The sequence below is a fragment of the Aliiroseovarius sp. xm-d-517 genome (assembly GCF_013283135.1).
Classification (GTDB): domain Bacteria; phylum Pseudomonadota; class Alphaproteobacteria; order Rhodobacterales; family Rhodobacteraceae; genus Aliiroseovarius; species Aliiroseovarius crassostreae.
Genome location: NZ_WBXT01000001.1, coordinates 2,927,954 through 2,944,978 on the forward strand (window position 1 = coordinate 2,927,954; position 17,025 = coordinate 2,944,978).

Genomic DNA, 17,025 nt, shown 5'->3' on the forward strand with positions numbered 1-17,025 from the left:
GCGCCGCTGGCTCAGGCAAAAGGGGCGCTGCCCCTCGCGAGGCAAGCTCGCTCACCCCGGGATATTTTCGGCAAGAGGAAAAGAACACCTGCCATCTTCCTCTTGCCAAAAATATCTTGGGGGAGAGCCGAAGGCTCGGGGGCAAAGCCCCCGGCGTCCGTCTGAATGGAAAACGGGGCCGCCCTTGCTGCCCCGTCAGTTTGAATATGGTCAGTTTGAATATGGCCTGCGATCACTCGGTCCAGCTGACCCCGGTCAGGTCATTGGCCTGGGTCGGCGCGTTTTCCCACAGGCCCTGGATCTTGGCGTTTGCCACCCCGGTTTTGGCCAGTTGGAACAGGTATCCGTTCACGTAATCCTCGGCGATGATCTGTTGCATTTCGGCAAGCAGCCCTGCCCGTTGATCCGGGTCTGAGGTCAGGTCGAGTTTGGTGTTCAGCTCCTGGAACTCCGGGCGATCATACTGGAAGTAATAGTCCGGCCGCGCATAGATGCCGATATCGGCGGGTTCGGTATGGCTGACGATGGTCAGGTCGAAATCCTTGCCCTTGAACACCTGTTCGATCCATTGCGCCCATTCGAGATTGGTGATCTCGGTTTCGATCCCCACCGCGCGCAGCTGGGCGGCGATGATTTCACCGCCGCGCCGTGCATAGGTCGGCGGGGGCAGCATCAGGCGCAGTTTCACCCCGTCGGGGGCCGCTTCGGCCAGCAATTGTCTGGACAGGTCCGGGTCGAAGGATGAGTTTGCGGTCAGGTCCACATAGGCGGGCTGATGTGGGGCGTAGTGGGTTCCGATCGGGGTGCCATAGCCGAACATCGCGCCGTCGATGATGTCTTGCCGGTTGATGGCATGGGCAATGGCCTTGCGGATGCGGATGTCATCCAGCAGGGGCGCCTTGTTGTTGGTCGACAGGATCGTCTCGCCCTCGGTTGATCCGACGATCACGGTGAACCGTGGGTCTGCCTCGAACTGTGCGAGGGTTTCCGGGGCCGGGAAGTTGGGAAACGCGTCCACATCCCCTGCCATCATCGCGGCAAAGGCGGCGTTCGGGTCCGAGATGAATTTGAACGTGGCTTTGGCCAGCGCGGGTTGCGTGCCCCAGTAATCCGGGTTGCGTTCAAGCGTCACGTGATCGCCCTTGGCCCAGTTGCCAAAGGTGAACGGGCCGGTGCCGACCGGGTGGGTGGCGGCCTGTCCGATGCTTTCCGGCGCCACGATGACCGCATCCCCCCAGGCCATGTTGAAGGGAAAGTTGCCATTGGGTTTGGCCAGCGTCACCTGAACCGTCAGCGGATCCAGCGCCGCCACGCTTTCAATGCCGGCAAACAGGGCCTTCTGCGCGTTGGTGCTGTCTTCGGCGCGGGCGCGATCCAGCGTGAAAACCACGTCATCCGCGTTCATCTCACTGCCATCGTGAAAGCGCACATCGGGCCGGAGTTTGAACGTATAGACCGTGCCGTCTTCGCTCACCTCCCAGCTTTCGGCCAGGCCGGGGCGCACCGACCCATCCGGGCCAAACCGTGTCAGCCCTTCGAACAGATTGGCATAGACCACCTCGTCAATGGCCGCGGCCGCACCGCTGGTCGGGTCGAGGTTGGGGGGCTCCAGCACCATGCCGAGACTGATCGTGTCATTGCCCGCAAGCGCCGTGCCCGCCATCAGGGCCAGGGCGCAGGGGGCGGCGAAAAGGGTGGATTTGAGAAAACTCATGGCTGTCCTCCTTTGTGGACTGTCACTGTTGCCCCCATGAAACGCGAAGGGGTGGGGGCATGGCAAGGGGGAGTTGTGCGCAAACCAGACCTTTGATTTTCTGCGATGCAGCATGTATATTGCGCCGAATGTGGGGCGATGACCCCACGTGTCTTGTTCCGGGGAGGGAATACATGTCCGCCAGCAGCCACCAACCGGCCCTGACGCCGTCTGATATTCGCGCCATGAAAGGTGGTGCGCCCATTGTCACTCTGACGGCTTACACCACGCCGATGGCGCAGATGATGAACGACCATGTGGATGTGGTTTTGGTTGGGGACAGCCTGGGCATGGTGCTGCACGGGCTGCCTGATACGCTGGGTGTCACGATGGAGATGATGTGCCTGCATGGCGCTGCCGTGCGCCGGGGGCTCACCCGCCCGATGCTGGTGATCGACATGCCGTTTGGGTCTTATGAAGAAAGCCCTGAACAGGCGTTTCGAAACGCGGCCCGGATCATGCGCGAAACTGGTGCGGATGCGGTGAAGCTCGAGGGTGGCGTGACCATGGCCGAAACCATTGCCTTCCTCACCTCGCGGTCCATTCCGGTGATGGCCCATATCGGCCTCACACCGCAGGCGATCAACACGCTGGGCGGCTATAAGGTGCAGGGCCGCGGCGAAGACCGTGACCGCGTCATGGCGGATGCGCGCGCGGTGGAAAAGGCGGGTGCTTTTTCCGTGGTGCTGGAAAAGACCCCAAAGGGCCTGTCGGATGAGATCACGGAGGCGTTGTCGATCCCGACCATCGGTATCGGTGCCTCTGCCAGGTGCGACGGGCAGGTGCTTGTCGTGGACGACATGCTGGGGCTGTTCACCGCCTTCAAACCCAAATTCGTCAAGCGTTTCGGCACTTTGGGCGTTGACGGGGAAGAGGCGATCAAGGCATACGCCGCCGAAGTGCGCGCGCGGAGCTTCCCCGCGCCGGAACATGTCTTTGCTGACGAGGTGCCGCAGAAATGAACGCTGATATGATTGCCGGTGTAAAGCTGGTGCGTCGCAAGGATGAGCTGCGCGCCCTGCGTCGCAAGTGGATTTTTGCCGGGGAAAAAGTGGCGGTGGTGCCGACCATGGGCGCGCTTCATGCGGGGCATTTGTCGCTGGTTGAGGCCGCCAAAAAAGGCGCCGACCGGGTGATCGTGACGATCTTCGTGAACCCGAAACAGTTCAACAATCCCGATGATCTGGACAAGTACCCGCGCACCGAAATGGAAGACGCGGCCAAGCTTGCCCCCTACGGGATAGACGCACTTTATGTGCCCACGCCGGACCAGATCTATCCCGACGGGTTTGCGACCAATGTGCGGGTTTCCGGCCTGACCGAAGATCTGGAAGGCGCCCATCGCCCCGGCCATTTCGACGGTGTGGCGACCGTGGTGTCAAAACTGTTTTTGCAATCGCGCGCGGATGTCGCCTATTTCGGGCAGAAGGATTATCAACAGCTTCTTCTGGTTACCCGCCTGTCGCAGGATCTGGATATCGAAACCGAGGTGGTGGGCTGTCCGACGGTGCGTGAAGAGGATGGGCTGGCCATGTCGTCACGCAACGTGCGGCTCACCCCCGAGGAGCGTGCGATTGCCCCCGCGATGAAACGTGAGATGGACCGGGCGGCGCAAGCGATTCGCAACGGGGCCGAGATCCGCGTGGTGCTCGATAGCGCAAAACAGCAGATCGAAAACGCGGGCTACGGCGCGGTGGAATATCTGGAACTGCGTGATGCCGAAACGCTGGCGCCGGTCACCGACCTCAGCCGTCCCACCCGCCTGCTGGTGGCGGCGATGTTGGGGGATGTTCGGCTGATTGATAACATCGCGGTGTGATGGGATTGGCGGGGCAGGGGCCTCGCCTGTGGCTCGGTGCTTCTGGTGGCCTCGCGTTGCTCGGACATTGTGGTTTGCGCCGCTGTGCGTCGCGATGAGGGGCGCTGCCCCTCGCGAGGCAAGCTCGCTCACCCCGGGATATTTTTGACCAGAAAAAATGAAGCCGGAGAGTGGCGGATCTTGGCGGCGTGGGGGGCAGGAATTGTGGGCTGTAAAACTTTAAACTTTTACTTTTCGGGCGCGTGAAAGTTTAAACTTTCGATTTTCCGAGGGTGAAAACTTTAAACTTTCACAACAGCAGCTCCGCGAGCACCAGTGCCATGACGCCTGCACTGTCCACCATGTCATCGACCCCCACCCATTCATCTGGCTGGTGCGCCAGATCGAGGATCCCTGGCCCGTAGGCGATGCAGTTTTTCAGCCGGCCGATGCGGTCGATATGTTTCTGATCATAGGTGCCGGGGCTGACCACGTAGGCGGGGTGCTGACCCAGCACTTTTTCGATCGCGGCGGCGGTGGATTTGACCACTGGCGCGTCCTGATCGGTCATGGTCGGGATCACCTCATGCATGTCGGTGAGCGTGTATTCAAACGCGGGGCGTTCCGCTTTGATTTTGTCGAGCATCCGGTGGATTTCGGCTTTTACCTCGGTGATATCCTCTTCGATCAGGAAGCGGCGGTCAATCACGATACGGCAGCGGTCGGCCACGCAAGGTGCTGGAAATCCTGTGAAATCCTGGTCCTGCTCCGGTTCGCCCCCATGGATCGAATTGATGTTCAGCGTGGATTGTTTGGCCCCTTCGGGCAACACCGGCATGTCGGTGCGTTTGCTGGCCAAAAGCGGGAAGAGGTGGCGTTCCATCTCTTCCAGAACGGCCCCCATATGGCGGATTGCACTGTCGCCTAAGAAAGGCATCGAGCCATGGGCAATGCGGCCTTTGGTTTCAATCTCGGCCCACCAGACACCGCGATGGCCCAGGCAGATCCGGTCCTTGTTCAGGGGTTCCGGGATGATCACATGCTGGACCCGATCCGGGTCGAAATAGCCCAGTTCGGCCAGGTGCGCGACCCCGCCATAGCCGCCGCTTTCCTCATCCGCCGTGGCCGAGATTTCGACAGCGCCCGCGTGGTCGGGATAGAGGTCTACAAACACCTCTGCTGCGATGATGGAGGCCGCCAATCCGCCCTTCATATCGCAGGCGCCGCGGCCATAGATCCGTCCGTTTTCGAGTTCCCCGCCAAACGGGCCTTTGGTCCAGCCATGCCCCACCTCAACCACGTCGTGATGTGAGTTGAAATGAACGCAGTCACCGGGCGCCCCCCCCTCGTGTCGGGCAATCACATTCCAGCGCGGATAGGCGGTGCTGTCACCGGGGGCACCTTCTGCCCGGATCATCTCGATCTTGAAGCCCCGTTTGCCCAGTCTTTCCGCCAAGTAACTGCAAATGCGGCGATAATCGCGCCCGGGAGGGTTCAGGGTCGGGATGCGGATCAGGTCCTGGGTCAGGGAAATCAGCTCTTCCCGTCGGGCTGAGATTTCTTGCAGGAGCGGGGTGTCAGCGGGGTTGGTCATGACAAGACGTTAGGGGGGATCTTCGGGACACACAATGATTTTACGCGGATTTTGGCCGGGTTGCACGCGGGGGGGCGGAACGCCGGAATTTCCCCCTAAAGATGTGCGTTTTGCCTAGGTCCGATCTTGAAATCGCGCTACACTCGACCCAACTGAATGTTATGCTGATTAACTTCGCTTCACGCAATTTTAAAAGGGGCGACAGATGGGAAAGATTGACGGGAGGGTTCATGTCCAAATTTGAAACGCAGCTCAAGGAAAGCCAGGCGCAGGTGGCTGAGGCGCAATCAAAGATTTCCGAGCTGACCACGCGGATCGAAGCCGCGCGCGCCAAGATGAAATCGGGTGAGGACGTGTCGATTGATATCGAGAACGCGACGCTGGATGACGTGCATGCGCATACCGAGGCAATGAATGCGAATATTGCTGAGCTGATCATGGGGCTGGATGATGTGACCGCCGGATTTAGCTCGGAATTTGAACAGCTTAGATCCAAGACGGCCTGGGAAGGTTTTATCGGGATTTTCGCCAAGGGAAAATCCGAGGCGATGCGGCAGGAACGTCTGCGCTCGGCCTCTATTGATGACAAGCTGCAGGAGCTGATTGGCCAGTCCGACACGATTGTGCGCCTGCTGGAAGGGCAGCTGAATGTGCTCAATGAGCAGAAGGAAAAGGTGGAAGGCAACCTGACCGAGACGCTGGATGAGCGTGAGTTTACGGTGGGGGAACTGGAAACCGTGCGCGCTGAGATCCTCGGTATGGATCCGAAAATCATCGAACTGGAAAACAAGATCGCCAATGAGGTCGACGCTGCCGCGCGCACCGCGCTGGAAACAGAACTTGCCGATTTGAACAAGCAATACAATGCCTTGGTTCAGGATGAGCAGGTGAAGCTGGCGAAGTCGCAGACGCTGGAGCGTTATATCGAGAAGGGCAAGACCTGGGTGGACAGCCTGCAAAATCAGGCGGCCACACAGATGGTTCTGATCAACAAGCTGCAGACAGACACCAAACAGCGGGTGGTGCTTTATGATGCGCTGACCAAGTCGCTCAAGACCGCGCAGCAGCAGGACATTGCGCACAGGATCAACGAAATCGGGGTCGAGACTGACAAGGAAGCGCAGGCGGCGATGGCGGCAATTGGCACCGCAACCAACCAGCGGATGGCTGACATGATGGAAGCGCATGAAGACCAGATGGTGTTTGCGCGTGAGGTGCTCGAGGCCAAGGCCAAGGCGGATGAACGTTTTGCCCGCCGGTTTGCGGCGATTGTCGAGAAGCATGACAAGAACGCCTATGGTGGGTGAGGGCATGCCGCGTGTGTGTCTTTATGCCTTTTGAGTTGATTGCACCGCCTGCCGAACGGCAGGCAGCGCCCGACCGCCCCCCTGACCGCCACCGAGGGCGGGCGCTTTGCTCCCACCCTCGGTTGGTCGCTGCCCTTAGCGCCTTGCAGGAGCCACATGTCTGACGAAATCAAATCCACCGAACAGGCCAGCGCGGGCTTTGCACCGCGTGACCACGCCGAACTGACCGATACGCAGATCACCCGCCGTTACTTTGCGAAATTCGACGCCATTACCGGCCATCTTGCCCGCGTCGCAGGTCAGATGGAGGCCGAGGGGCGGATGGGGCGTGATGAGGTCACGGTTCTGGCGGAATATCTTGTCAAGCTGGGCTTCACCTTTCGCGCACTTGCGAACAAATATCATTTCTCGGGCGGGACCTCGGGGATGAGCGCGCAGGCGCTTACCTTTGATCGGGTTGAAAGCGGGTTTCCGGTCGCGGCGGAACTTATGCAGATGGCGGCGGATGCAGCGCAGGCATCCGGGCATCTGGCGGGACTGCCCTCCACCGACAAGCTGAAATCCGAAATGGTGAGCCAGATTGTGGGGGATCTGACCAAGCCCGTTAAGCTGCAATACAGCCTGTCTCAGCGGCTTTATTACGAAGAACTGGCCAAAGGGCAGCTTTTCTGGCCGCAGATGCACCCGGATGTGATCTGGCGCCGCAACGAAGGTGAGGGGCGGCACACACGGCGCCATTACCTGATGCATTGGGCGGTTTATGACAGCGAGGTGAACCTGCCGACCATCTATCTGATGGAGGTGGAGGATACCGGCAAATATGCGCTGCCCAAGGATGATGAACGCTGGCCGCAGGTGGGGGCGCATCTGATGGCGCAGTCGATGGCGGGGCTGAAGCTGGTGACAATCGCCACCGGGTTTGACCGCGACTTTGACAACCTGCACCCGAAACGCCTGCGCCGGTTTCACATTGGCCCGATGTATAGCCACACGTTCACGCGTCAGTCCGGGCCGCTGCGCGAGGTGCTGGAGGAGGCCAAGTCGCCCCTCGGTGAGGATTGGGCAATGGCCTGGACGTTGGAAGAACTGGAAAGCCGCGAGGTGAAGGAAGAGCGGTCCGGCTGGTTTGGCACCGTGGAGCGCGAGGTGTTTCAGCTTGATCCCTTTGCCGGGCGCGGGGCCGACCTTGGGGCCACCGGGATGGAACGCGCGATTATCCTGCCGGAGCGCCCGTTTCAGGTGCTGGCGGAAAAGGCTCCGCCCGGGTTTCGCGATGTGCGGAAATTTGTGGTGCGCCCGGGTGGGCAGGTTTTGAGTTACCGATGATTGATCAAGCTGGGGGCGCTGCCCCCAGACCCCCGGAGTATTTCTGCCAAGAAGAGGGGAGTGTGAGAGGAGAGAGTTATGTCGATGCCAGCAGATTTGATGGAGCTTCGCGAGGAAGAGATCCGGGCGCATTACGGGGCAGCAGCCGGGCTGCTTGACGGGTTTGATCACACGCCGCGCATTGCCCGGCCGAAAGAAGTGCCATCGGCACCAGAGCGATCCAGCGGGATTGGCTCAAGGCGGCGGTTTCGATCCACCACCCCGGGTTTGGTGACCCGGTCGACGGTGCGGCCTGAAGGGGTGCATCTGGTGGCGCGGATCGAGGGCGCGGATGGGGACGACCCGTTGGTGTCCCCGAAGCAAGCCACGGTGTTGCACGCGTTGCGCCGGGCGATTGCGATTGCTCTGGCAGTGGGGGAAGGATTTGCCGAGGCGACCGAGCTTGCCGCTTTGAAACGGGCCAATCTGCAGGGGGCGTTGGGGGCGGACAAGAAGGCCGCGTTTGCCGAGCTTTTGGCGGCGGAAAGCCTTGCTGTGTTGCATGTCTTTGCCAATGCCACGGCGTTTTTGCTGGCGCCGCACAGTTCCGAGGCTTCGGTGGAAATTGGTGCGGTGGAGGAGGTGCTGACGGACAACGCTCCGCTGGCCTTGAACGGCGCGTTGTGGGAGCTGGATCAGGATCTGGCGGCTTTTTCAGACAGTGACGAAAAGCTGGTGGCAACGGTTCTGGCCTTTGCCGAGCAGCTGATGGAGAAGGTCGCGTTGCGGGCGCAAAACGCCGGGCAGCTGGCGGCGTTTACCGGTGTGAATTACCGGGTTGAGGCGGATGATCTGACGATTTCCGGCTTCACGCCTGCGCGCGCGGCCAAGGGCAGCACGCTCACCATGGCGTTCAAGAAACCCAATGAGGTGGTGGGCAACCATATCGCCAAATATCAGGCGATGAAGCTATCGAAAATGCTGATGGCTTATGATTTCGAGCGCAAACTGAACCCCTTTGCTGAATTGGGCGGGTTCATCTTCACCTTCATGGGCGATGGTGCGCCGGGGACGGGCAAGACCACTCTGATCCAGATGATGGCGGGGCTGGTGAATGACTATTGCCAGGTGGCGGGCTATCCGTTCCGCTATCAGAATTTCGGCATCGACAATATCGACAGTTATCAGGGCAAGTCGGGGCAGAATGCCAAGGCGTTTATCCAGAATGTGCTCGACCCGCAGGTGATTGGGTTTGGCACGATTGATGACATTGATCAGATCGCGGGCAAGCGCGGCGACCGGCAGTCGTCAGCGGGCCAGCAGGAAGTGACCGCCGTGTTCATGGAGGCCTTTGCGGGTGCCAACACAGTCGTGCGCGGCAACTGCACCTTTGGCATGTTTTCGAACTATCCCGAGAATGTGGATGACGCTTTGCGCCAGCGGGCGGGGGCGCGGTTTCTGGTGGACGGACCGCAGACGCGCGAGGATTATATCGACATCCTCAACCTGCTGATGGGCAAGAACCACTCGATCCCGCTGGGCGAGCATGAGGCCTTTGCCGCACAGGAAATCAAACGCGCTGTGGCGGCGAGTTTCGAGGCGCATAACCGTCCGAAAGAGGCCGGTTTGCTGGACGTGTTTGACCGGGTGCATGGGCAGGTTGGTGAGCTGGACACCATTGCCAAGATGGGGACATACCTCAAGGCCATTCAGGAGGCGGATGCCCGCTTTACCGGCCGCGCGATCAAGAACATCACCGACGCGGTGAAGGTGCGCGCGATGGATTTTGAACTGCCGGACGAATGGATGGAAAACCCCGACCTGTTCCTGTTCAAATCCTACGATGAGAAGAAGGCGATGATTGCCGAGTTGCGGGTGCCGATCACCACGGAGATGGTCATTCAGGAAATCAACCGCTACGCCGACAGCGAGTTCCGCTACGCCGACAAATCGGACGAGGTGGCGATTGAAAACATGGTGCGCGACTTTGGCCGACAGGAAGAGGCGAAGCGGCGGTATTTGGAGGGGAAAGGGTGAGCAACTTGCGCTGCCCTTCCGGGTCGCAGACCCGGTTCACGCCCGATCCCGCCCCCGTTTCGCCGGAGGCGAACCTGCGGTTCGACGGTGGGCGTGAAATTGCATCGCCCTCGGGGTCGGGCGTGAACCTTTGTGATGCTTATCGGAGGCTCGCGTGATGGAAAGGCTGTCAAAACCCAAAGATTGGCTTTGCCGCCACTGGAAAGACGTGCAAGCCAACTGGCGGAACACGGACGATCCGATGAAGCTGGGACTGGCATGGTCCAAGGGTTTTGTGGCTTTGTTGTTTGTCTTGGCTTTTATTCCCTATTCCTCCGGCAGCGCAGGTTGGGAGTTGAAGGTCTGGACACTCATCAAATCGCGGCCCAATGAGATTGGGGATACGCTGGCCGGCATCGCTGGGGCGCTCGCATTTCTTTGGATCATTGTAACGGTGCAATTGCAAAGCAAAGAGTTGAGAGCGCAGCGGCAGGAACTCGAATTAGCGCGCAACGAATATGCGAAGATGGCTGAGGCGCAGGGAAAGCAAGTTGAGTTGATGGCTCAGCAAGCCGAAACTTACCGAACTGAGCAAAAGCAAAATCAAGAAAAGCAAACTGAGCAATTACTGGACCAAGTATTGGAGATACTCGCAAATTTCTATTCTGAACACAGTTTATTGAAATGGAGGTCTAATTACGGGAAAGATCCTGACGGTATGGTGTTTATTATGGACCATGAACTTTCGCTTTTCGATGAGAAACTCGTGCGGGGAGAAAAAACAGTAGATGAATTGTTGATCCATCAAACAAAGCACATGCACGAAATTTCCGATCAATTAAGATCATTATCGAGCCGGGGGGAGTTGTCATCCGAATTCCCGCAAAGAAGCGATGCTCGTGCTGTGTTGTGGCAAATTCAACAAGCTTTGAGGCTACATGATCAACTCTCTGAAGCCCAGCGCGCGCGATTGGACAAAGTCGGATTGTATGAAACCCAATCAGAGATTGAAGAGCTGATGTTGTTACCGTTTTGGTGTGAAGAGGAACCTCAGAAATGAAACGCCTCATCAACCTTGGCCTCATGTTTGGCAATTTGATCCGGGTGGACAGTCCGGCGCTGATTGCGCGTTACAATCGCGCGCTTTTGAAGCTCACCGGGCGCACCACCGATCTGACCGAGTTTCACATCGACATTTCCGGGTTTTCGCCCGAGATCGGCGAGGAATTCCAGGACGACGCTTACCTCAACCCCGGTGGTTGCAATCGGCAGTTCATCATCCTCACCGTCGACCAGAAAAAGGCGCCGCTTCTCAATGCGTCTTTCTCCACCTCACGGGGGATATTGAAACAGTTCATGGCGGAAAATGAGGCCAAGCTCTTTGCGCTCACCGCACATGATGCGGTGGCGGGGGAGCTCGACAATTCGGTTTATACGGTGGGGGACATGCGCGACCTGCTGGCGATCCGCAAGATTTCCATCAATGCGGATACGACGCAAAGCCATGTGGCCAACGCGCGCAAACTCGCTGAAAAGATTGATCATTTCCAGACGGTTGAGGGCGCGTGGTATGATGATCAGCTGATTGACGAGATGATTGATCTTGCCCGCGAAACCGGGGACGTGACCCGCGTGCCATTGGATCTGGGCGCGCCCACATACGAGCAGGGCAATTTCTGGACCAGCCATTTTGGCGGGGTCTATGTATTTCGTGACACCCAGACGCCCGCGATCATCACGGCGGGGGATCGTGCGGCCCTGAAAGGGGCCATGATTGACCGGGTTTATGATCTGACCGATGTGAATGGCATTGCTTCGTTCCTCAAGCACAATGATCTGGTTGAGCCGGTGGTCAAGGCGCGGGGCGTGGATGGGGCGCGGATCCTGCATCAGAAAATGCAATTCATGCTGGTGGATGCGGCCACCAGTGCCGGGATGGATCTAGGTGATATGTCAGAGCGCGCCCTGCGTCGGGTGGCAACCCGGCTGGGCGACCGCTTGCCAGAGGCGTTTCGCGGGCTTGCGGCCATGGTGCGCTGGGCCGAAGCCGGGGGCAAATGGCCGCGGATCGACAGCCGCCATCCGTCCTATTTCTATACGTTGCGGGCCCGCCCGGATCACCCGGATCGCGACTTGATCAACCAGTTGTTGTCAGAACTTGCCCCGCTGGATGTGCGCCAGCTCTTTATCTGTCACAAGCAGGCCTTCTATGACGCCTATGCCACATGGCCCGACGAAAAGCGTGAATTTGTGGCAGAGTTCCTGCATCGTGATTATATGGCCAATAAGGCGGGTGCGCGGGAGCGACTGTTTGGCGGTGAGGATCGCATGGTGGAGGAGCGCCCGACCCCATGGGGCCCTGCGCAAAACCCCTGGAGCCGCGCAAAAGCAGGCGGGGCAGAGAAACCTGCGGGGGTGGACAGGCGGATCGATCGGGTTGGTCCCTGGGGAAGCATCGTCAAAGGCGGGAGGAGATAATGGGATTTCTGCGATTTATCATATTCGGCTATCTTGGTCTGACCGTGATCTATTGGCTGATCTCACTCTATTCCCGTTCCGTTCGGTTGGAGAGGCTGGAAAACGAATGGGCCGAGGGGCATCCCGATGATGCGGACAGCCCGGAGCGGCAAAGTTTTCTGGATGCCGGGATGGCCGCCTATCACAGCTCATTCCGGCCCAAGCTGATCGGGCTGGTCTATATCATTCCGACCGTTCTGGTCATTATCGCGCTTGTTGTGCGCAACTCGAATTGAGGGATCCGATGGAGAATGTGAAACGTGTGTTTCGAACTGTCGTGCTGGTCATGCTTGGCCTGCTTTTCTGGTATGTGCTGCCGCAGCATGACGTGGTGCGGGTGACCGGAACCGAGATCATCCGGATGGATTTCTCCTCGGTCAACCGGCCGTTTTTTGCGCAATCAGATAGTGGCACAAATGAGCTGGTCACACGGGACATCCGGTTGATCAACACCGTCAAGCGCAAGACCTTTCTGATGGGGTTCATTCCGCGCGAGGCGGAAAAGGTGATGGTGTATCGCAACGAGGATACGGGCTGGATCTGGCCGCCTTATTTCAAGTTTGACAGCTCTGACCTGCAGGCGCAGGCCTCGGCCATTGCGCAGAAAGCGGATGGGGCGAACTGGGCGATCATGACCCATTATGGCTGGCGCAACCGGTTCTTCTCGATCTATCCGAATGCGGTGGGGTTGGAGCCGATTGACGGGCCGGATGTGCGGATCATTCCCTGGTTCAACATCTTCTTCTTTTCGTTCCTGATCATTGCGTGGCTGTTTCTGTGCGCGCTGTGGCGGCAGTTTCGCCAGCGCTCGATTGATCCCGCGCTGGAGGATGTCTCCGAGACATGGGATCTGATTGATGACAAGGCGGATGAGGCGCGAGGACGGGTGCGGCGCTGGTTTGGCCGGAAGTGATCCTTTTGCTGGACGCAAAGGAAAAAGCCCCGCGATTGCGGGGCTTTTGTTTTTGCCTTCGGCGAGAGTATTTTTTCCAAGAAGAAGGGGGCGGAGGTTTCGCCCTCCTGTCACTCGCCGTAGGGCACCCAGATGGTTTTGACCTCGGTCGCATGGGCGAGGAACTCTTTGCCCTCGGCCTGCATCCAGTCACGGGCGCGGGCGTTGTTGACCCAGGTCCGTTTCAGGTTGCCCGCGCTTTCCATCTCGACGACGGCCGAGATATCCGCCCCGGATTGGGCCCAGACCGCATCCAGGTTCAGGTGGCCCGCCATCGGGGCGGCGAGGTCGGCATGGGAGCCGGTCAGGATATTCACCACACCTGCGGGCAGGTCGGATGTTTCCAGCACCTGATAGAAATCGGTGGCGGCAAGCGGGTAGGGTTCGGATGCCACCAGAACCACGCGGTTGCCCATGGCAATGGCCGGGGCCATCAGAGAGACGAGCCCCAGCAGCGGGGTTTCGTCCGGGCAGAAGCCACCGATCACGCCAATGGGTTCGTGCATCGCCAGGGCCACACCCCGCATCGGCACCGGCTTGGCGGCCCCGTCATACTTGTCAGCCCAGGCGGCATAGGTGAAGAGGCGGCTCACCGCGGCCTCAACTTCTTTTGCGCCGGATTTCCCACCTGTCATGGCGTCGATCCTGGCCGCGAATTCTTCGGCACGGGCCGAGAGGTTTTCGCCGATATAGTAAAGGATCTGGGTGCGCAGATGGGCGGTGGATTTGGCCCAGCCCTTGGCCGCATGGGCGGCTTCGACCGCGTTGCGCACGTCCTTGCGGTTGGCGATGCCCACATGGCCCAGAAGCACGCCTTTGGGTGACCAGACAGCTTGGGAATATCCGCCATCCGGGCGGGCTTGTTTGCCGCCCACATAGAATTTTGCGGTGCGGTCCAGCGTGTCTACCTTCGCGTCTTTCGGCGCCGCCTCTGCGGCAATGGGTTTCAGCGCTTTCGCGTCCCATTTGGGCTTGGTATAGGCCAACAGCCCTTCCCAACCACCTTCGCGCCCAAACCCGCTTTCGCGCACGCCCCCGAAACCGGCGGCTGCGTCGAACATATTGGTGCCATTGACCCAGACCACACCGGCGACCAGTTTGGGTGCAATGTCCAGAGCAAGGTTCACGTTTTCGGTCCAGACGGTGGCCGCGAGGCCATAGCGGGTGTTGTTTGCCACCTCCACCGCCTCGGCAGGGGTGCGGAAGGTGGTGGCGACCAGAACCGGGCCGAAGATTTCTTCCTGCATCAGGGTTGCGGCGGGTGACATGCCGGTGATCAGCGTGGGCGGGTAGTAACAGCCATTTGCGGGCAGATCACAGGGGGCGTGATAGACCTCGCCCTCGTGCTTGCCGGCTTCTACCAGCGTGGTCACTGTCTGCAGCTGCACCGGATCGACCACGGCCCCCACATCGATCGATTTGTCCATCGGGTCGCCCACGCGCAGCTTGGCCATGCGCGCTTTCAGCTTGGTATAGAACCTGTCCGCAATGCCTTCCTGCACCAACAGGCGCGAGCCTGCACAGCAGACCTGGCCCTGGTTGAACCAGATCGCATCGACCAGCCCTTCGATGGCGCTGTCAATATCGGCATCGTCAAACACGATGTAAGGTGATTTGCCGCCCAGTTCGAGTGTGAGCGACTTGCCGGTGCCTGCGGTGGCGCGGCGGATCACGCGGCCGACATCGGTGGAGCCGGTGAAGGCGATCTTGTCGATATCGTCATGTGAGGTGATGGCCTCGCCCACGCGCCCGTCGCCGGTCACGATGTTCACAACCCCTTTGGGCAGGCCAGCCTCATCACAGACCTGCGCAAACAAAAGCGCGGTCAGCGAGGTGTATTCGGCTGGTTTCAACACCACCGTGTTGCCCATCGCAATTGCCGGAGCCACTTTCCAGGCCAGCATCAAAAGCGGGAAGTTCCAGGGGATGATCTGACCGCAGACGCCAAGGGCCTCGCGGTCAGGCAGTTCGGCACCCTGCAGCTGTGCCATGCCTGCGTGGTAATAGAAATGGCGCGCGACAAGGGGGATATCGACGTCCCGCGATTCCCGGATCGGTTTGCCATTGTCGAGCGTTTCCAGAACGGCAAATAACCGCGCATGTTTTTGCACAAGGCGGGCCAGCGCGTAGAGGTATTTGGCGCGGGCATGGCCGGGCAGGGCAGCCCATTTCGCTTGTGCTTTGCGCGCGGCGGTCACGGCTGCGTCCACGTCATCGGCGCTGGCCTGGGTGATCTGCGCCAGTTCTTCGCCATTGGCAGGGTTGTTGGAGGCAAACCTGTTGCCAGCGGTGGTCATCTTGCCGTTGATATAGAGGCCAAAGGGGGCGTTTTCCGCGATCCAGCTGTGGGCTTCCTTGGCGCTTTCAGGGGCGAGGCCATAGTCCATGGTTTCGAAAATTTCTTTCACGGTCATGATCTTATCCAATCGGATGACGATATCCGGCGGAGTAGTGGCCGGTCAGATGGTGTTCAAGCTGGCGTTCGATGTCGCCCAGCAGAGAGGAGGCCCCGAAGCGGAACAGATGCGGGGTGAGCCACGCGTCGCCCAGCTCTTCCTTGATCAGCGCGAGATAGGTGATCGCGTCCTTGGCCTTGGAAATCCCGCCCGCAGGTTTGTATCCGACAAGATATCCGGTGCGATCATAATAATCCCGGATCGCGCGAATCATCACCAGAGAGACGGGCAGGGTGGCGTTCACGCTTTCCTTGCCGGTGGAGGTCTTGATGAAGTCGGCCCCGGCCATCATGCACACGAGGGAGGCGCGGGCGACATTGCGCAACGAACCCAGCTCTCCGGTGGCAAGGATGGCTTTCACATGGGCCTCGCCACAAGCGTCGCGGAAGGCCTTCATCTCGTCATACAAGGCTTGCCAGTCGCCGGTCAGAACATGCCTGCGCGAGATCACGATGTCGATCTCGGTTGCACCTGCGCGCACGCTTTCGCGGATCTCTTCCAGACGCAGATGGAAAGGGGACAGCCCCGCAGGAAAGCCGGTGGATACCGCGGCGATCGGCAAGGTGGCCCCCAGCTGGTCGAGCGTCGCCACAGCCGGTTCGATCATGTCGTGATAGACACAGACGGCACCGGTGGTCAGCCCTTCCATATCAAGGGCTTGCAACAAATCCGGGCGCACGGGCTGGACCGCTTTTGCCACCAGGCGTCGCACGCGGCCGGGGGTGTCATCACCCGATAATGTGGTCAGGTCGATCATGCTGATCGCCTTCAAAAGCCATGCGGCCTGATGGTCCTTTTTCACCGACCGCCGTGCGGGCAAGGTGGCGCAGCGACGCTCAATGGCCGAAGTGTTGGCCTGGGCGCCGCGCACCCAGTCCATGTCCAGGGGAATTCCCGGGTTTCGAATGTCGGCGATTTGGGGCAGCTGAGCTGGCGCCTGACCCTGGGGCACAGAATGGCCCCGCTTTTGGTCGTTCCGTTGTTCACTAAGCACGGTTGATCCCTTTGTGTGATCTGTCGGTGTCATCTGTGGTGTCGTGGTTCCTGCGGGGCGGAGATCCGGGGGAAATCCTGCCGAAAATCCCGCCGAAATTCCTGCGGGCCAAGGGTGGCATGGGGGATTGGAAATGGCAAGATTTACCGAATGGTAAAAAAATATCACGATCAAGGCAGATAGTTGTGCCGAACCAGGCGTCAGTTTGACTTGGATCATGGAGCAATTCGCGCGAATTGACCGAACAAGATGGCAGATAGCTTGTCGTTCGGGAAAGAGTTGTTTCCGGTAACATTGTCCGCTTAGGATGCCCCATCTGCATGTTCTTCCGAG

At 59.5% G+C, this 17,025-nt stretch carries 13 protein-coding genes; 9 read left to right on the forward strand and 4 right to left on the reverse strand.

The window, feature by feature from the left end; genetic code table 11:
* Positions 1-232: 232 nt before the first annotated feature.
* Entirely contained in the window at positions 233-1,714 is a 1,482-nt protein-coding gene (locus XMD517_RS13980) for an ABC transporter substrate-binding protein (RefSeq protein WP_173485193.1), read from the reverse strand.
* A gap of 173 nt (positions 1,715-1,887) precedes the next feature.
* On the opposite strand from XMD517_RS13980, the gene panB reads away from it, so the two are divergent.
* The gene (gene panB / locus XMD517_RS13985) at positions 1,888-2,715 is read left to right on the forward strand and encodes a 3-methyl-2-oxobutanoate hydroxymethyltransferase (RefSeq protein ID WP_173485194.1); all 828 of its coding nucleotides are present in this window, start codon (positions 1,888-1,890) and stop codon (positions 2,713-2,715) included.
* The gene (gene panC / locus XMD517_RS13990; protein ID WP_173485195.1) at positions 2,712-3,572 is read left to right on the forward strand and encodes a pantoate--beta-alanine ligase; all 861 of its coding nucleotides are present in this window, start codon (positions 2,712-2,714) and stop codon (positions 3,570-3,572) included. The genes panB and panC overlap by 4 nt, the downstream gene beginning before the upstream one ends.
* A gap of 289 nt (positions 3,573-3,861) precedes the next feature.
* Here panC and XMD517_RS13995 read toward each other — a convergent pair whose 3' ends face one another.
* Positions 3,862-5,145, reverse strand: a complete 1,284-nt coding sequence (locus XMD517_RS13995; RefSeq protein ID WP_173485196.1) for an acetylornithine deacetylase/succinyl-diaminopimelate desuccinylase family protein — start codon at positions 5,143-5,145, stop codon at positions 3,862-3,864.
* Between the two features lie 230 nt (positions 5,146-5,375).
* On the opposite strand from XMD517_RS13995, the gene XMD517_RS14000 reads away from it, so the two are divergent.
* The 7 genes from XMD517_RS14000 to XMD517_RS14030 all read left to right on the forward strand — a co-directional run bounded on the left by XMD517_RS14000 (position 5,376) and on the right by XMD517_RS14030 (position 13,203).
* Positions 5,376-6,452 carry a hypothetical protein gene (locus tag XMD517_RS14000; protein ID WP_173485197.1) on the forward strand — a complete coding sequence of 359 codons (1,077 nt, stop codon included), beginning with the start codon at positions 5,376-5,378 and terminating at the stop codon, positions 6,450-6,452.
* Between the two features lie 156 nt (positions 6,453-6,608).
* Positions 6,609-7,778: a hypothetical protein gene (locus XMD517_RS14005; protein WP_173485198.1), complete on the forward strand. Its 1,170-nt coding sequence runs from the start codon at positions 6,609-6,611 to the stop codon at positions 7,776-7,778.
* Positions 7,779-7,856: 78 nt separating this feature from the next.
* Entirely contained in the window at positions 7,857-9,794 is a 1,938-nt protein-coding gene (locus tag XMD517_RS14010; RefSeq protein ID WP_173485199.1) for an ATP-binding protein, read from the forward strand.
* Positions 9,795-9,948: 154 nt separating this feature from the next.
* On the forward strand, positions 9,949-10,833 hold the full coding sequence (locus XMD517_RS14015) for a hypothetical protein (protein WP_173487946.1): 885 nt from the start codon (positions 9,949-9,951) through the stop codon (positions 10,831-10,833).
* Complete coding sequence (locus tag XMD517_RS14020; protein ID WP_173485201.1) at positions 10,830-12,251, forward strand: DUF6638 family protein; 1,422 nt, start codon at positions 10,830-10,832, stop codon at positions 12,249-12,251. The genes XMD517_RS14015 and XMD517_RS14020 overlap by 4 nt, the downstream gene beginning before the upstream one ends.
* Positions 12,251-12,526, forward strand: coding sequence for a hypothetical protein (locus XMD517_RS14025; RefSeq protein ID WP_173485202.1), 276 nt, complete (start codon positions 12,251-12,253; stop codon positions 12,524-12,526). The genes XMD517_RS14020 and XMD517_RS14025 overlap by 1 nt, the downstream gene beginning before the upstream one ends.
* An 8-nt stretch (positions 12,527-12,534) precedes the next feature.
* Complete coding sequence (locus XMD517_RS14030; protein WP_173485203.1) at positions 12,535-13,203, forward strand: DUF1523 family protein; 669 nt, start codon at positions 12,535-12,537, stop codon at positions 13,201-13,203.
* A gap of 110 nt (positions 13,204-13,313) precedes the next feature.
* On the opposite strand, the gene XMD517_RS14035 is transcribed toward XMD517_RS14030, so the two are convergent.
* Positions 13,314-15,656: an aldehyde dehydrogenase family protein gene (locus XMD517_RS14035; protein ID WP_173485204.1), complete on the reverse strand. Its 2,343-nt coding sequence runs from the start codon at positions 15,654-15,656 to the stop codon at positions 13,314-13,316.
* Positions 15,657-15,660: 4 nt separating this feature from the next.
* On the reverse strand, positions 15,661-16,578 hold the full coding sequence (deoC, locus tag XMD517_RS14040) for a deoxyribose-phosphate aldolase (RefSeq protein WP_371734350.1): 918 nt from the start codon (positions 16,576-16,578) through the stop codon (positions 15,661-15,663).
* Between the last annotated feature and the right edge of the window lie 447 nt (positions 16,579-17,025).

What these genes read in the sequence shown, in the direction of transcription:
- XMD517_RS13995 (WP_173485196.1), bottom strand. Translation starts at nt 5,145, where the DNA reads ATGACCAACCCCGCTGACACCCCGCTCCTGCAAGAAATCTCAGCCCGA.
- XMD517_RS14000 (WP_173485197.1), top strand. Translation starts at nt 5,376, where the DNA reads ATGTCCAAATTTGAAACGCAGCTCAAGGAAAGCCAGGCGCAGGTGGCT.
- XMD517_RS14005 (WP_173485198.1), top strand. Translation starts at nt 6,609, where the DNA reads ATGTCTGACGAAATCAAATCCACCGAACAGGCCAGCGCGGGCTTTGCA.
- XMD517_RS14010 (WP_173485199.1), top strand. Translation starts at nt 7,857, where the DNA reads ATGTCGATGCCAGCAGATTTGATGGAGCTTCGCGAGGAAGAGATCCGG.
- panB (WP_173485194.1), top strand. Translation starts at nt 1,888, where the DNA reads ATGTCCGCCAGCAGCCACCAACCGGCCCTGACGCCGTCTGATATTCGC.
- panC (WP_173485195.1), top strand. Translation starts at nt 2,712, where the DNA reads ATGAACGCTGATATGATTGCCGGTGTAAAGCTGGTGCGTCGCAAGGAT.
- XMD517_RS13980 (WP_173485193.1), bottom strand. Translation starts at nt 1,714, where the DNA reads ATGAGTTTTCTCAAATCCACCCTTTTCGCCGCCCCCTGCGCCCTGGCC.
- XMD517_RS14035 (WP_173485204.1), bottom strand. Translation starts at nt 15,656, where the DNA reads ATGACCGTGAAAGAAATTTTCGAAACCATGGACTATGGCCTCGCCCCT.
- XMD517_RS14030 (WP_173485203.1), top strand. Translation starts at nt 12,535, where the DNA reads ATGGAGAATGTGAAACGTGTGTTTCGAACTGTCGTGCTGGTCATGCTT.
- XMD517_RS14025 (WP_173485202.1), top strand. Translation starts at nt 12,251, where the DNA reads ATGGGATTTCTGCGATTTATCATATTCGGCTATCTTGGTCTGACCGTG.
- XMD517_RS14020 (WP_173485201.1), top strand. Translation starts at nt 10,830, where the DNA reads ATGAAACGCCTCATCAACCTTGGCCTCATGTTTGGCAATTTGATCCGG.
- deoC (WP_371734350.1), bottom strand. Translation starts at nt 16,578, where the DNA reads ATGGACTGGGTGCGCGGCGCCCAGGCCAACACTTCGGCCATTGAGCGT.